Raw genomic sequence first — 13,595 nt, 5'->3', positions numbered from 1 at the left:
GTCAGAGCCCTTCTGCCAGCGGGCCGAGCGCGAGCGCGGGCAGGAAGGTCAGCGCGACGAGGACCACGGTGACGCCGACGACCATGCCGATGAACAGCGGTCGGTGGGTCGGCAGGGTGCCCTCGGACGCGGGGGTGGGTGCCTGGCGGGCCAGCGAGCCGGCCAACGCGAGCACGAAGATGAGCGGCAGGAACCGGCCCAGCAGCATGCACAGCCCGAGCGCGGTGTCCCACCAGGTGGTGTTGACGGTGATGCCGCCGAAGGCGGAGCCGTTGTTGTTGCTGGCCGAGGTGAACGCGTACAGCACTTCGGAGAGGCCGTGCGGGCCGACGTTGAGCGCCGTGGTGTTGTTGCCGGTGGCGAACGCCGCCGCCGTGCCGACGAGCACCAGAATCGGCGTGATCAGGAAGTAGAGCGAGGCGAACTTGATCTCGCGCGACCCGATCTTCTTGCCCAGGTACTCCGGGGTGCGGCCCACCATCAGCCCGGCCACGAAGACCGTGATCACCGCGAGGATGAGCAGGCCGTAGAGACCGGAACCGGTGCCGCCCGGCGCGACCTCGCCGAGCATCATGTTGACCATCGTCATCATGCCGCCGAGCGAGGTGAACGAGTCGTGGAACGAGTTCACCGCGCCGGTGGAGGTGAGTGTGGTGGCGGCGGCGAAGGTGGCCGAGTTCGACACGTCGAACCGCACCTCCTTGCCCTCCAGGGCCGCGCCGACGGCCTGCGGCACCGTGCCGTGGCCGGTCAGCTCGAAGACGTTGGTGATGACCACGCTGGCGAACGCGAGGATGCCCATCACCGCCGCGATGGCGTAGCCCTGCCGGTTCTGCCCGACCATCCGGCCGAACACCCGGGGCAGGCTGAACGGGATCAGCAGGATCAGGAAGATCTCCAGCCAGTTCGTCCACGCGGTCGGGTTCTCGAACGGGTGGGCGCTGTTGACGTTGTAGAAGCCGCCACCGTTGGTGCCCAGCTCCTTGATGACCTCCTGGCTGGCCACCGGGCCGCCGGTGATGGTCTGGGTGCCGCCGGTCAGCGTGCTCACGTCGGTGCCGCCGTCGAGGTTCTGCACCGCCCCGCCGATCATCAGCACGATGGCGCCGAGCACCGCGATCGGCAGCAGGATCCGCAGCACGATCCGGGTCAGGTCGACCCAGAAGTTGCCGAGCTGCCCGGTGCGGCTGCGGGCGAAGCCGCGTACCAGCGCGACCGCCACCGCGATGCCGACCGCCGCGGAGACGAAGTTCTGCACCGCCAGGCCGGCCATCTGCACCAGGTGGCCCATCGTCGACTCACCCGAGTACGACTGCCAGTTCGTGTTGGTCACGAACGAGACGGCAGTGTTCCACGCGCCGTGCGGCACCACCGGGTCGAACCCCAGCGACAGCCACAGGTGGTTCTGCACCCGCTGGAACAGGTACAGAAACAGGATCGAGATCGCGGAGAACGCCAGCACGCTGCGGGCGTACACGCCCCAGGTCTGCTCGGCGGCCGGGTTCACCCCGACCAGTCGGTAGATGCCCCGCTCGACCCGCGACTGCTTGGTGCCGGCGACCGCCCGGAACATGTAGTCGCCGAACGGCTTGTAGCTGGCGACGAGGGCCGCCACCAGGGTCAGCACGAAGATGACGCCCGCTGTTGTCATGGTCATCAGAAACGCTCCGGAAACAACAGGGCGAACACCAGGAAGGCGCCCAGGACGATCGCGAGCACCAGACCGACGGCGTTGACCGCGTTCACAGCTTCTCCACCGCCCGGATCACCAGGGCGAGCGCTGCGAACAGCGCCACCGTCAGGATCACGAACACCACGTCAGACACGCTGACTCCTCATACCGGAAAGGTTCGTCGCGACCGCCTTCCGGTCGCGCGGGGCAATCAAAGCCCCGCCACCCGCCGGCCGGCAGAGGTCATAACGCGACCATGACGGCGGCGAACCGTTTCTTGACGTGGTTTTCACACCTGCCCACTGAACAGGTGAAATGCGGCACAGGCCGGCGGTTGGTCCGCGGGGTCAAGGGCGTGTGCCCGCCCCTTTGCTCTGCACCTGCGGAGGCACCAGCGCCCGGCGCAGCGTAAGCGTCGCCTCGGCGGGTGCAGAGCTGCGGAGGCGCCAGCTACCCGGCTACCGAGCGTGAGCGTCGCCTCGGCGGGTGCAGAGCAAAGGGAGGACGGGAGGGACCGGGCGCGACCCGGGTGGGTCGCACCCGGCGCGGCAGAGCGGACGTGCCAGGCCGTTTCAGGCCGAGCGGCGGGCCACCAGCACGTCCCGCATGATCGACTGGTCCACCCGGTGCCGCAGCGCGCGGTAGGGCTCCTCGTCGACCACGGTCAGGCCGGCGTCGGCCAACGCCGCCGCCGCGTCGTCCCGGCTGGCGACGTGGGTGTTCCAGGAGATCCCGAGCGCGCCGCCGGGGCGCAACACCCGGGCCCAGACCGGCGCGGCGTCCGCGAGCAGCGCCAGCGGGTCGCGGGCCAACCCCTGCCCAGCGGTACGACTGCCGTGCTGCACGCCGTACGGGGTATCGGCGACGACCAGGTCCACGGTCTCCGGGCGGAAGAACTCCCCCGAGCGGGCGGTGTCGGCGTTGACCACGTCCAGCAGCTGCGTCTGGCCGGCCTTGTGCTCCTCACGGGTCGGCGCCAGCTCGATCCGTACCCGCCGACCGACCACCTTGCGCTCCCGCCGCACCGGCCCCGACTCCAGCACCCGGTGCTTGACCCGCTTCTGCTTCAGCCAGGTGGTGATGAACGCCCGGTACGCCTCGACGTCCTTCTGGTCGCGCTCCACCCCGGCGGCGTCGAAGCCGTACATCAGCGCCTGGTTGAGGGTGGTGCCCCGACCGCAGAGCGGGTCGAGCACCCGAAACCGGCGGCTGGTCATCTCGGTGGCCCAGTCCGAGGCGAGCAGGGTGACGTTGAGCAGCAGCTTGGTGAACTGCTCGTTGGTCTTGCCCGGGTACTTCTGGATGGTGAGCAGGTCGTCGTCGTAGCGGTCCAGTCGACTCCACTCGACCGGCCGCAGCAGCGCACCGACAATCTCGAAGAGCGCGTACCCGGCGGAGAGGTTGCCCAGCACGGACAGGTCACGCTCGGTCAGCCCGTCGCCCGTGAACGTGACGTAGGACGCCCCGCCGACGACCTCGGTGTCCAGCTCGCCGATCCGGCCGTCCAGCGCCGAGCGGCCGAAGATCTCCAGCTCGGCCCGGGTGAGGTCGATGGCGGCGCGGGCGTACACCCGGTTGGTGGCGGGCAGGATCAGCAGGCCGTAACGCGTCATGATCCGGCGAGTATTCCACAACCAGTCACGGTCGCCGGGAACCGGAGCGGCTGCCCGAGCGACTACCGATACATGGGGTGTGAGCAGTGGCGGGAGGTCCTGTCCACGCAGTTGGACGGGGAGGAGACCGCCGCCGAACTGACGGCGGCGCAGGGGCACCTCGACGGGTGTGCCGAGTGCCGGGCCTGGTTCACGGCGGCGACCGCGGTGACCCGTCGGGTTCGTACCCGGTTGGTTGTTGAGGTACCCGACCGGACGGAGGCGATCCTGGCCGCCGCCGCGGCGACGCCGGCCCGTGGGTCGTGGTGGCGGCGGCTGACCGGCCGAGGTCGGTTGGCGACCGGGCTGCGCCCGGCGTTCGGGCGTGGTGGGTCGCTCGCCGGCCTGCGCGCGGCGTTCGGACGTGGTCCGCTCGTCGCCGGCCTGCGGTCGGCGCTCGGGCTGCTCGGCGCGGTGCAACTGGTGCTCGGCCTGGCCCAGGTGGGCCGTGGCTCGAACGCCGACCACCTGCACCCCACCGGTCAGCACCTGTGGCACGAGTCAGCGGCGTGGAACGTGGCAGTGGGGGCGGGCTTCCTCTTCGTGGCGCTGCGCCGCAGCCCACCCGCCGGGCTGTTGCCGATGCTCAGCGCTTTCGTCGGCACGTTGCTGCTGCTGTCGGTCAACGACCTGGCCACCGGATCGGTGGGCGGCGAGCGGCTGATCAGCCACGGCTTCCTGGTGGTCGGCTACCTGATCACTGTGGCGCTGTCCCGGCCCGGCCTCCGGCCCGGTGGGCCGGCACCGCAACGGCAGCCGACACCTTCCCGCTGGCGGTTCGGGTCCGACGAGGTGGACCGGCCGCTGCGGGTGGTACGCCCCGAGTCGTACCCGGCGCAGGCCGCCGACCGGTACGCCGCTCCGGCAGCGCACAGCGGTCGGCCCCGCACCGGGCAGGGCGACGAGCGCCGGGCCGCCTGACCGTCAGTCCACCTGCCGTTGGCGCGCCCGGTGGGCGCGCAGGTTGGTCGGGTGCCCACAGACGCGTACGGAGTGCCAGACCCCGCTGTTGTTGCGGGAGCGGTCGTAGAACGCCACCCGGCAGCGGGGGTTTCGGCAGGTCTTGATCCGCCGCCCGACGTCGGCGAGCTGCGCCTCGAACAACCCGGCGAGGATGAGCGAGATCAGCAGATCGGCCCCAATCCCCGCCGGGTCGAGGTGGACGGACCCGTCCCGGTCGAGCCGGAGCGTGGCCTCGGTGGCACGGGTTCCGGCCGGAACCCGGTCCGACGCCTCGGCGGACTGCCCGAGGTCCGGCGTGCCGCGCAACCTGCTGTCGATCCCGTCCAGCAACTCCTCGCGGAGGATCCGCAGCGCCCGGAGCCCCGCCGGATCGAGTGGGACGTCGGGTGCCGGCCGCCCGGTGGCCGTCGACCACTGCGCGACGGCCAGCCGTGCCCACTCCGTGGCGCTGCCCAGATCGTCGAGGAGGTCCGGTTGCCGTGGCGCGCCGGCCGAGATCGTGTTGAGCAGATCCTGAACGAGCCCGAGGCTGCCTGGGGCGGCGTCCAGGTCGTACCTCGCGGTGGCAGGCCACGACCCGACCACCACATCTGCCGGGTGGTCGGGGATCGAAGGCACCATCAGCTCACTTCCCGAGCAGGGCAAGCGCCCCGTACCATGCCGGTCCCGGATTGAGCCGGTCTGGGTAGAGTCGCACGATCTCGTCGAAGAACTCGCGGGCGGTCTGCTTCTCGGCCAACAGCCGCTCCACGTTCAGCAGGTACTGCCGGGTCTCGTCGATGCTGGCCGGGTCGTCGGGGAGGTCCCGGTTCTTGTGGCTGGCGACGACTGCGCGGGGTGCGAGCGCCTCGACGCGGTCGAGGGCGTCGAGCCACTGCCGCAGGCCCCCGTTGGCGCTCTCCGAGATGTACTGGTGAACCCCGTTGTAGACGACGTCACCGGCGACCACCAGGCCGATCGACGGGACGTGCAGCACGGTGGACCGGTCGGTGTCGGTGTGCCCGGTCTCGACGGGCTGGATGAGGTTGCCCTCCAGCAGGAACCCTTCGGCCGGCACGGGCACCGCGTCAACCGGCGACTCCGGGATCAGGCCGGGGAAATCCCGGTCGAACACCTCACTCCGGCCAACCGTGGCCTGCTGGTGCATGACCTCGATGGTGCCGGGCGTCGCGTAGGTGACGGCACCGGGGAAGCGCTTGACCAGCTCAGCCGCACCGAACCAGTGGTCGCCGTGCCCGTGGGTGGCGTAGATGTACGTCAGCCGCTTACCCGACTGGGCGATCCAGTCGCCCACCTTCGCGATCTGCTCGTGGGTGAAGGGTGGGTCCACGAGAAGGGCCTCCTCGGCCCCGAAGATCAACGTGGACGCGACCGGGCTCCCGTAGAGCCGCGACCCGTCCGGCATGCGCCGATCACCGGCTCGCATCGGGCCGTCTGAGACGAATACCTCGTAGGACAGGGCAGATGTGGTCATGTCTCCTCCTCCGGTGACGCGGTCGACGGCACGTCGGGGCCGGATACCCGTCGTGGACTGAAATAACCGTAACCACTACGCCTATTTCACTGCCATACTCACGCTCGTGGGCTGCGGCACACTGGATCAGGCCCGCCGGATGTCACGCGATCAGGGCAGCGCGGACCGACCCGAGACCGAGGCAGGTTCGGGTTGCCTTGTCCGCCTTGTCCGCCGTACGTCCTACGCCGGTGGCTTGGCCGGGTGCGCCGGCCGGGCCGAACCGTCGATGACCTGCGGGATGACCTGCTCGACGATGGTCAGCAGGGTGGTGGTGAGCAGCAGGTGCACCTGGGCGCGGGTCAGCGCGCCGCGCTGGAGCCACTCGCGGGCGGTCGACGTCGCCAGCCCGCCGTACGCGCGAACCATCCCGCGCAACTCCTCGCGGTGCTCCGCCTCGCCGGCCAACCCGACGGCGACCAGCATCCGGTCCGCGGCGACCTCCTCGGCCTCGGCGAGCACCCGCTCCACGTCGGCGTCGCCGCCCACCCCTCGGGCGGTGACCGCCGCCAGCCACGAGGTGCTGTGCCGGGACACCACGTCGAGGAACCAGGTGACGCTGGCGTCGACCCGAGTCCGAAGATCACCCTTGGGCAGCCGTTCCAGGGCAACCTCCGGGATGGTCACCATGACCCGGACAACCTCCAGATAGAGGTCCTTCTTCGCACCGAAGTAGTGGTTGACCAGGCCGCGAGCAACACCGGCCTCGCGGGCGACGTCGGTAGTCGACACGTCGGCGTATGGGCGCTCACCGAACAGCCGGACCGCGCAGGCCAGGATCTGCCCACGCCGGGCGTCCGGCTCCAACCGGCGGCGGCGCGGAGCCGTCTCGACACTCATTTGCCCGACCCTATCGACCGCCCACCGGGTCGACCGCCATTCCTCACCTGGATCGCTTGATGCTCAGCGGTCGCCACACCAACGCCTCAACTGCCGACCATCAAGCGATCACCGCACGCCCCGGCGACGCCGAACCACGTGTCGTCCCAGGTGACGCAAGTTGGACGCCTCGCAGTAGAGCGCCGCATTGATCGCGCCGAGGGCCACCCCGGGCGCTCGCTGCACGCGGTCGACGTCCTGAACCACCCGGCCGATCAACGTCAACCGACAACGGAGATCGAACAACTCCCTCCGCGCGCAGTGCAGCGCCGTCTCCAATCCCCCGACCCGCTCCCGCAACCACGCCAACTCCGACACCTGATCCATGGGACACCCCTTCCTTCACCACACTCCACGCCGCCCAATCGGTAGCGCGCCGACGCACTCCGACCACCCTCAGCCACTTTCGACTGAGAGTCAACCTTTCGGGGACCCCTAATTGGGGATCCCCGATTGGGGGTTGGCGACCGTGCCTAGGTTCCAGGTGTGGGAGACAAGGGGCCGGGCGAGCTGATGGGGCCGTATGAGATCGGCCAGCGGCTGAACGTCTCCCGGAGCCGGTTCCAGCAAATCGCCATGCGGCCGAGCTTCCCGAAGCCTTACCAGGAGCTACGCGGCATGAAGGTGTGGCTGCGCGCCGACGTGGAGGCGTGGATCGCCGAGCACCGCCCGCCGCGCCCCACCGATGGCGACGAGGCCGAGTAGATCCCACTCCCCGCTCTGCACCCGCCCACTCGCCGCCCGCCCGCCCGCGCTGCGCAACAACGTCGGTTCGCCCGATTGGCCCACCCGACCCCCACCCCCACCCGCGCCCAACACCCCCTCGCGGCGGGCAAACTTTCGCAATCTTGGACAGTTTCCGTTAGCAGCTAACGGAAACTGTCCAAGATCTCCAGCGAGCCCGCCAGGAAAGCCGCCTCCAAGACCTCCGCCCATCCAGTCGCGATGGCCGATGCCCCCTGCGCCGGACGCAGCCTGCTTGCCCGAGCGCCACCCCCGACATAGGTCGATCATGGAGTTGTGGTGGGCGGTATGGCCACACCATTCCCTTTTGCGGGGCACCACAAGTCCATGATCGGCGACTGCCGGGCCAAGGGCCCGCACGATGCCGCCCGCCCGCACCGGCAGCTGATCACGACTTATTGACAGGTCGCCAACAGCAGGCGAGGGTGGTGCGCATGCCGACTCCCCCGCCCCACGGCTCCCCCTCACCCTGGCGCGAACCCGAGCATGACGACCTGGCCGACCTGGCCCGCACCTTCTTCACCAACGAGGTGTTGCCGCACGCCGAACGCCTGCGGGCGCAGGGCCACCCGGACCGCGAGCACTACCGGCGCGCCGGCGAGCTGGGGCTGCTCGGCCTGTCGGTCCCGGAGGAGTACGGCGGTGGGGGCGGAGGGTTCACCCACGAGGCGGTGCTGCTGCACGAGCAGGCGTACGCCGGGGAGGGCAGCCTCGGCCTGGCCGTCCACAGTGGCATCGTCACCGGCTACCTGGTGGCGTACGGCAGCGCGGAGCAGAAGCGGCGCTGGCTGCCCGGCCTGTGCAGCGGTGAGCTGGTCGGCGCGATCGCGATGACCGAGCCGGACGGGGGTTCCGATCTGCAGGCGATGCGGACCCGGGCGGTCCGGGACGGCGACGACTACCTGGTCAGCGGCGCGAAGACGTTCATCACCAACGGCGGCCTGGCCGACCTGGTCATCGTGGCCGTGAAGACGGACCCGGAGCAGCGGGCGTCCGGTGTGTCGCTGCTGGTGTGCGAGGTGGGTGGCGACCCGGAGGGTTTCCGTCGGGGGCGGTTGCTGTCCAAGATCGGGCTGCACGCCAATGACACGGCGGAGTTGTTCTTCGACGAGTTCCGGGTGCCGGCGGCCAACCTGCTCGGCGGCGTCGAGGGGTTGGGCTTCATCCAGCTCATGCAGCAACTCCCGCAGGAGCGGCTGGTCATCGGCGTCGGCGCGGTCGCGGTCATGGAACGGGCGGTGGCGCTGACCGTCGCGTACGCCAAGGAGCGCACCGCCTTCGGCAAGACCCTGATGGGTCACCAGAACACCCGGATGGTGCTCGCGGAGTGCGCCACCCGGGCCCGGGTCAGCCGGGTGTTCCTGGACGACTGCATCGTCCGGCACACCCGCGGCGAGTTGGACGTGTCGACAGCGGCGATGGCGAAGTCGTGGCTCACCGACGGGCAGTGCGAGGTCGTCGACCGGTGTCTTCAGCTCTTCGGCGGTTACGGCTACACCACGGAGTACCCGATCGCCCGGATGTACGCCGACGCCCGGGTCCAGAAGATCTACGGCGGCACCAACGAGATCATGAAGGAGTTGATCGCCCGTGCCCTCTGAGGCGTACGTCTATGACGCGGTGCGCACCCCGCGCGGACGCGGCCGGGACACCGGCGCGTTGCACGGGGTCAAGCCGATCTCCCTGGTGGTGGGCCTGATCGACGCGTTGCGTGAACGCAACCCCGGCGTGGACGTCGGCCGGTTGGAGGATCTGCTGCTCGGCATCGTGACCCCGGTTGGCGAGCAGGGCGGCGACCTGGCGCGGGCCGCCGCGCTGCTGGCCGGGCTGCCGGACCAGGTGGGCGGGGTGCAGCTCAACCGGTTCTGCGCCTCCGGGTTGGAGGCGGTCAACTCCGCCGCCGCGCGGATCCGCTCGGGCTGGGAGCATCTGTTGCTCGCGGGCGGGGTCGAGTCGATGTCCCGGGTGCCGATGGGCTCCGACGGTGCGGCGTGGGCCACCGATCCGCAGACCGCGCTGGCCACGTCGTTCGTGCCGCAGGGGGTCAGCGCCGACCTGATCGCCACCCTGGAGGGCTTCACCCGCGACGATGTGGACGGCTACGCCCTGCGGTCGCAGGAGCGGGCCGCCAAGGCGATGGCCGGCGGGTACTTCGCCCGCTCGGTGGTGCCGGTACGCGACGGCAACGGGTTGGACATCCTCACGGTCGACGAGCACCCGCGTCCCGAGACCACCCGGGAGGCGCTGGCCAGGCTGACCCCGTCCTTCGCCACGATGGGCGCGGCGGCCGGCTTCGACGCGGTCGCGTTGCAGAAGTTCCACTGGTTGGAGGCGATCGACCACGTCCACCACGCGGGCAACTCGTCCGGCATCGTGGACGGTGCCGCGCTGGTGCTGATCGGCTCGGGCGAGGTCGGTCGGGACCTCGGCCTCACCCCGCGCGCCCGGATCGTCGGCGCGGCGGTCAGCGGGGCCGACCCGACGCTGATGTTGACCGGCCCGATCCCGGCGACCCGTAAGGCGCTCGCCGTCGCCGGGCTGACAGTCGACGACATCGACCTGTTCGAGATCAACGAGGCGTTCGCGGCGGTCGTGCTGAAGTACGTGCGGGACCTGGGCCTCGACCCGGACCGGGTGAACGTCAACGGCGGCGCGATCGCCCTCGGCCATCCGCTCGGCGCGACCGGAGCGATGCTGCTCGGTACGGCGTTGGACGAGTTGGAGCGCCGCGACCTGCGCCGCGCCGTGGTGACCCTCTGCATCGGCGGCGGCATGGGCGTCGCCACCGTTCTCGAGCGCTGCTGACCGGGAGGACGACCATGACGAACACCATCCGGTACGACCGCGGCGCCGACGGCATCGTCACGCTCACCCTGGACGATCCCACTCAGTCCGCGAACACCATGAACCGGGCGTACGTCGCCTCGATGAGCGCTGCCCTCGACCGGCTGGAGGCCGAGCCCGATCTCGTCGGGGTCATCGTGACCAGCGCGAAGTCGACGTTCTTCGCCGGCGGCGACCTGCCCGAGATGATCCGGGCCACCCGCGAGGACGCGCCCGCCCTGGCCGACCTGCTCGGCACCATCAAACGGGACCTGCGCCGGCTGGAGACGCTGGGCCGGCCGGTGGTCGCCGCGATCAACGGCTCGGCGCTCGGCGGTGGCCTGGAGATCGCGCTCGCCTGCCACCACCGGATCGCGCTGGACGCGCCGGACAGTCGGCTCGGCCTGCCCGAGGTGACCCTGGGCCTGTTGCCCGGGGCGGGCGGCGTGACCCGGACGGTACGGATGCTCGGCCTGGCCGGCGCGCTGACCACCGTGCTGCTCACCGGTCGGCGGATGCGCCCGGCCGACGCCCGGTCCGCCGGGCTGGTCGACGAGGTGGTGGCCACGCCGGCGGAGCTGCTGGAACACGCCCGGACCTGGGTCGCGGCGAACCCGCACCCGGCACAGCCGTGGGACCGGCCGGACTACCGGATGCCGGGTGGCACCCCGGCCAGCCGGTCGCTGGCGGCACAGCTGCCCGCCTTCCCGGCGACGCTGCGCAAACAGCTCAAGGGTGCCCGGCTGCCCGCGCCGGAGGCGATCCTGGCCGCCGCCGTCGAGGGCGCGCAGGTCGACCTGGAGACCGCCCTGACCGTGGAGACCCGACACCTGATCGGCCTGCTCACCGGGCAGGTCGCCAAGAACATGATCGGTGCTTTCTTCTTCGACCTGAAGGCCGTCAACGGTGGCGCGGCCCGACCGGCCGGTGTGGATGCCCCGCCGGTGCGCCGGGTGGCGGTGCTCGGGGCCGGCATGATGGGCGCGGGCATCGCGTACGCCTGCGCCAGCGCCGGGCTGGACGTCGTGGTCAAGGACGTCACGCCGGAGGCGGCCGGCCGGGCCCGGGAGCACGCGCAGCGGTTGTCGGCCCGCGCGGTCCGCAAGGGCCGCACCACCGAGGCGGACGCCCGCGTCGTGCTGGACCGGATCACCACCACCGACTCGGTGGACGCCCTCGCTGGCTGCGACGCGGTCATCGAGGCGGTCTTCGAGGACCCGGCGCTGAAACAGCAGGTCTTCGCCGAGGTGCTGCCCGTGCTGGCACCCGACGCGTTGCTCGCCTCCAACACCTCCACCCTGCCGATCACCGGGCTGGCCGCAGGCGTCGACCGGCCGGCCGACTTCATCGGCATGCACTTCTTCTCCCCGGTGGACCGGATGCCGTTGCTGGAGATCGTGGTGGGCGAGCAGACCGGGGACGTGGCGCTGGCTCGGGCGTTCGACCTGGGCCGACGGATCGGCAAGACCCCGATCGTGGTCAACGACGGCCGGGGTTTCTTCACCAGCCGGGTGATCGGCCGGTTCATCGACGAGGCGGTCGGCATGGTCGCCGAGGGTGTTCCCGCCGCGTCGGTGGAGCAGGCCGCCCTCCAGGCCGGCTACCCGACCGGGCCGCTGGCGTTGGCCGACGAGGTCAGCCTGACGCTGATCCAGCGGATTCGCCGCCAGTTCGAGGCGGCCAGCGAGGAGTTCCGGCCGCTGCCGGCGCACCGCCTCGTCGACGAACTGGTCGACGCGTACGACCGGTCGGGGCGCGCCGCCGGACGCGGCTTCTACTCCTACGACGACGGCACCCGGAGTCGGCTGTGGCCCGGTCTGGCGGACCTGACCACCGAGGCGGGTCGGGCGGTGCCGTTCACCGACCTTCAGGAGCGGATGCTCTTCGCCGAGGCGCTCGACGCGCTGCGCTGCCTCGACGAGGGGGTCCTGCGCACCGAGACCGACGCCAACATCGGCTCGATCTTCGGCATCGGCTTCCCCGCGTGGACGGGAGGGGTGATCCGCTACGTCCGCCAGTACGCGGGCGGTCCGGCCGGCTTCGCGGCCCGTGCCACCGAGTTGGCCGACCGGTACGGCGACCGGTTCACACCCCCCGCCGACCTGGTCGACCGGCTCGCCGCCCGCCCCGCCGAACCCGCCGGAGCCGTGTGATGGCGTCCCCGGGAGGTTCACCCGCGGCAGAGCAGCCGGACGCGGTGACGCACGCCGGGTCGGGCAGACCGGCGCGCGGCGGGCCGCTCGCCGGTCTGCGGGTGGTCGAGCTGGCCAGCCTCGCCCCGGCGCCGTTCGGCTGCATGGTGCTCGCCGACCTCGGCGCGGACGTGGTGCGGGTGGACCGACCGGGCGCCCCGGGCGCGGGCCGGTTGGCCGCACCGACCAGCGGGCCGTTGCAGCGCGGACGGCGGGTCACCGCCCTGGACCTGAAGTCCCCAACCGGGGTGGTGGACCTGCTGCGCCTCGTCGAACGCGCGGACGTGCTGGTCGAGGCGTACCGGCCGGGGGTGGCCGAGCGGCTCGGCTTCGGGCCGCAGGTGTGCCAGGCCCGCAACCCCCGTCTGGTGTACGCGCGGATGACCGGCTGGGGTCAGGACGGCCCGTTGGCCGCCCGAGCGGGGCACGACATCGACTACATCGCGGTGGCCGGGGCGTTGGAGCCGTTGGGACGGGCCGGCGAACGCCCGTACCCGCCGATGAACCTGCTCGGCGACTTCGGCGGCGGTGGCATGCTGCTCGCCGTCGGTGTGCTGGCCGCGCTGCTGGAGCGGGAGCGCTCCGGCACCGGCCAGGTGGTCGACGCGGCGATGGTGGACGGGTCGGCGCTGCTCACCTCGTTCCTGCACGGGCTCCTCGGCACCGGCCTGTGGGCCGCCCCGCGTGGGCGCAACATGTTCGACGGCGGAGCGCCGTTCTACGACACGTACGCCACCGCCGACGGCGGGTTCATGGCCGTCGGCGCGATGGAACCGGCCTTCTACGCCGTCCTGCTCACCGGTCTCGGCCTGGCCGACGACCCGGACCTGCCCGCCCAGTACGACCCGAGCGGCTGGGACGAGCTGCGTCGCCGGTTCACCGAGCGGTTCGCCGAGCGCACCCGGGACGAGTGGACGGCGGTCTTCGCCGACCTGGACGCCTGCGTCGCGCCGGTGCTCGCCCCGGGCGAGGCGCACGGGCACCCGCACAACGCTGCCCGGGGCACGTTCGTCGAGGTGGGCGGTGAGATCCAGCCGGCCCCGGCACCCCGCTTCGACCGCACCCCGACCGCGCGGCCCACCCCGGCACCAGACCCGACACAGGACCTCCGACCGGTCGAGGACATCCTCACCGGCTGGCCGCACCGCCCCTGACCG

At 71.4% G+C, this 13,595-nt stretch carries 13 protein-coding genes; 6 read left to right on the top strand and 7 right to left on the bottom strand.

Annotation, left to right across the window (positions count from 1 at the left end):
- Position 1 precedes the first annotated feature (1 nt).
- From kdpA to EV382_RS28135, 3 genes are all read right to left on the bottom strand, one after another.
- The gene (kdpA, locus tag EV382_RS28150; RefSeq protein ID WP_130406774.1) at positions 2–1,657 is read right to left on the bottom strand and encodes a potassium-transporting ATPase subunit KdpA; all 1,656 of its coding nucleotides are present in this window, start codon (positions 1,655–1,657) and stop codon (positions 2–4) included.
- Positions 1,657–1,746: a K(+)-transporting ATPase subunit F gene (gene kdpF / locus EV382_RS28145; protein WP_036390805.1), complete on the bottom strand. Its 90-nt coding sequence runs from the start codon at positions 1,744–1,746 to the stop codon at positions 1,657–1,659. Before kdpF ends, kdpA begins: the two co-directional genes overlap by 1 nt.
- Before the next feature lie 498 nt (positions 1,747–2,244).
- The gene (locus tag EV382_RS28135; RefSeq protein WP_130406772.1) at positions 2,245–3,285 is read right to left on the bottom strand and encodes a TRM11 family SAM-dependent methyltransferase; all 1,041 of its coding nucleotides are present in this window, start codon (positions 3,283–3,285) and stop codon (positions 2,245–2,247) included.
- Positions 3,286–3,357: 72 nt separating this feature from the next.
- Between EV382_RS28135 and EV382_RS28130 the strand changes: the two genes are divergently transcribed.
- Positions 3,358–4,245: a zf-HC2 domain-containing protein gene (locus EV382_RS28130; protein ID WP_130406770.1), complete on the top strand. Its 888-nt coding sequence runs from the start codon at positions 3,358–3,360 to the stop codon at positions 4,243–4,245.
- 3 nt (positions 4,246–4,248) lie between these two features.
- Here the strand turns inward: EV382_RS28130 and EV382_RS28125 are convergent, their stop codons facing one another.
- From EV382_RS28125 to EV382_RS28110, 4 genes are all read right to left on the bottom strand, one after another.
- Positions 4,249–4,908: a CGNR zinc finger domain-containing protein gene (locus EV382_RS28125; RefSeq protein ID WP_130406768.1), complete on the bottom strand. Its 660-nt coding sequence runs from the start codon at positions 4,906–4,908 to the stop codon at positions 4,249–4,251.
- Positions 4,909–4,912: 4 nt separating this feature from the next.
- The gene (locus EV382_RS28120) at positions 4,913–5,761 is read right to left on the bottom strand and encodes an MBL fold metallo-hydrolase (protein ID WP_130406766.1); all 849 of its coding nucleotides are present in this window, start codon (positions 5,759–5,761) and stop codon (positions 4,913–4,915) included.
- A gap of 222 nt (positions 5,762–5,983) precedes the next feature.
- Positions 5,984–6,640 carry a TetR/AcrR family transcriptional regulator gene (locus EV382_RS28115; protein WP_130406764.1) on the bottom strand — a complete coding sequence of 219 codons (657 nt, stop codon included), beginning with the start codon at positions 6,638–6,640 and terminating at the stop codon, positions 5,984–5,986.
- Between the two features lie 108 nt (positions 6,641–6,748).
- Positions 6,749–7,006, bottom strand: coding sequence for a hypothetical protein (locus EV382_RS28110; protein WP_130406762.1), 258 nt, complete (start codon positions 7,004–7,006; stop codon positions 6,749–6,751).
- 159 nt (positions 7,007–7,165) lie between these two features.
- Here EV382_RS28110 and EV382_RS28105 point away from each other — a divergent pair, with 159 nt between their 5' ends.
- From EV382_RS28105 to EV382_RS28085, 5 genes are all read left to right on the top strand, one after another.
- Entirely contained in the window at positions 7,166–7,384 is a 219-nt protein-coding gene (locus EV382_RS28105) for a helix-turn-helix transcriptional regulator (RefSeq protein WP_341870175.1), read from the top strand.
- A 473-nt stretch (positions 7,385–7,857) separates the two neighbouring features.
- Positions 7,858–9,024 carry an acyl-CoA dehydrogenase family protein gene (locus EV382_RS28100; protein WP_130406760.1) on the top strand — a complete coding sequence of 389 codons (1,167 nt, stop codon included), beginning with the start codon at positions 7,858–7,860 and terminating at the stop codon, positions 9,022–9,024.
- On the top strand, positions 9,014–10,228 hold the full coding sequence (locus EV382_RS28095) for an acetyl-CoA C-acetyltransferase (protein ID WP_130406758.1): 1,215 nt from the start codon (positions 9,014–9,016) through the stop codon (positions 10,226–10,228). Before EV382_RS28100 ends, EV382_RS28095 begins: the two co-directional genes overlap by 11 nt.
- A 14-nt stretch (positions 10,229–10,242) precedes the next feature.
- Positions 10,243–12,399, top strand: a complete 2,157-nt coding sequence (locus EV382_RS28090) for a 3-hydroxyacyl-CoA dehydrogenase NAD-binding domain-containing protein (protein ID WP_130406756.1) — start codon at positions 10,243–10,245, stop codon at positions 12,397–12,399.
- Positions 12,399–13,592: a CaiB/BaiF CoA transferase family protein gene (locus EV382_RS28085; RefSeq protein ID WP_130406754.1), complete on the top strand. Its 1,194-nt coding sequence runs from the start codon at positions 12,399–12,401 to the stop codon at positions 13,590–13,592. The genes EV382_RS28090 and EV382_RS28085 overlap by 1 nt, the downstream gene beginning before the upstream one ends.
- The last annotated feature ends 3 nt before the right edge of the window (positions 13,593–13,595 follow it).

This window comes from Micromonospora violae (assembly GCF_004217135.1).
Taxonomy (GTDB): Bacteria; Actinomycetota; Actinomycetes; order Mycobacteriales; family Micromonosporaceae; genus Micromonospora; species Micromonospora violae.
Note: the sequence above shows the minus strand (reverse complement) of the source record. Positions and strands in the feature narration are given on the sequence as shown.

Excerpts from the sequence above, each read along its gene's own strand:
- kdpA (WP_130406774.1), bottom strand. The coding sequence starts at position 1,657 with ATGACCATGACAACAGCGGGCGTCATCTTCGTGCTGACCCTGGTGGCG.
- EV382_RS28135 (WP_130406772.1), bottom strand. The coding sequence starts at position 3,285 with ATGACGCGTTACGGCCTGCTGATCCTGCCCGCCACCAACCGGGTGTAC.
- EV382_RS28130 (WP_130406770.1), top strand. The coding sequence starts at position 3,358 with ATGGGGTGTGAGCAGTGGCGGGAGGTCCTGTCCACGCAGTTGGACGGG.
- EV382_RS28125 (WP_130406768.1), bottom strand. The coding sequence starts at position 4,908 with ATGGTGCCTTCGATCCCCGACCACCCGGCAGATGTGGTGGTCGGGTCG.
- EV382_RS28120 (WP_130406766.1), bottom strand. The coding sequence starts at position 5,761 with ATGACCACATCTGCCCTGTCCTACGAGGTATTCGTCTCAGACGGCCCG.
- EV382_RS28115 (WP_130406764.1), bottom strand. The coding sequence starts at position 6,640 with ATGAGTGTCGAGACGGCTCCGCGCCGCCGCCGGTTGGAGCCGGACGCC.
- EV382_RS28110 (WP_130406762.1), bottom strand. The coding sequence starts at position 7,006 with ATGGATCAGGTGTCGGAGTTGGCGTGGTTGCGGGAGCGGGTCGGGGGA.
- EV382_RS28100 (WP_130406760.1), top strand. The coding sequence starts at position 7,858 with ATGCCGACTCCCCCGCCCCACGGCTCCCCCTCACCCTGGCGCGAACCC.
- EV382_RS28090 (WP_130406756.1), top strand. The coding sequence starts at position 10,243 with ATGACGAACACCATCCGGTACGACCGCGGCGCCGACGGCATCGTCACG.
- EV382_RS28085 (WP_130406754.1), top strand. The coding sequence starts at position 12,399 with ATGGCGTCCCCGGGAGGTTCACCCGCGGCAGAGCAGCCGGACGCGGTG.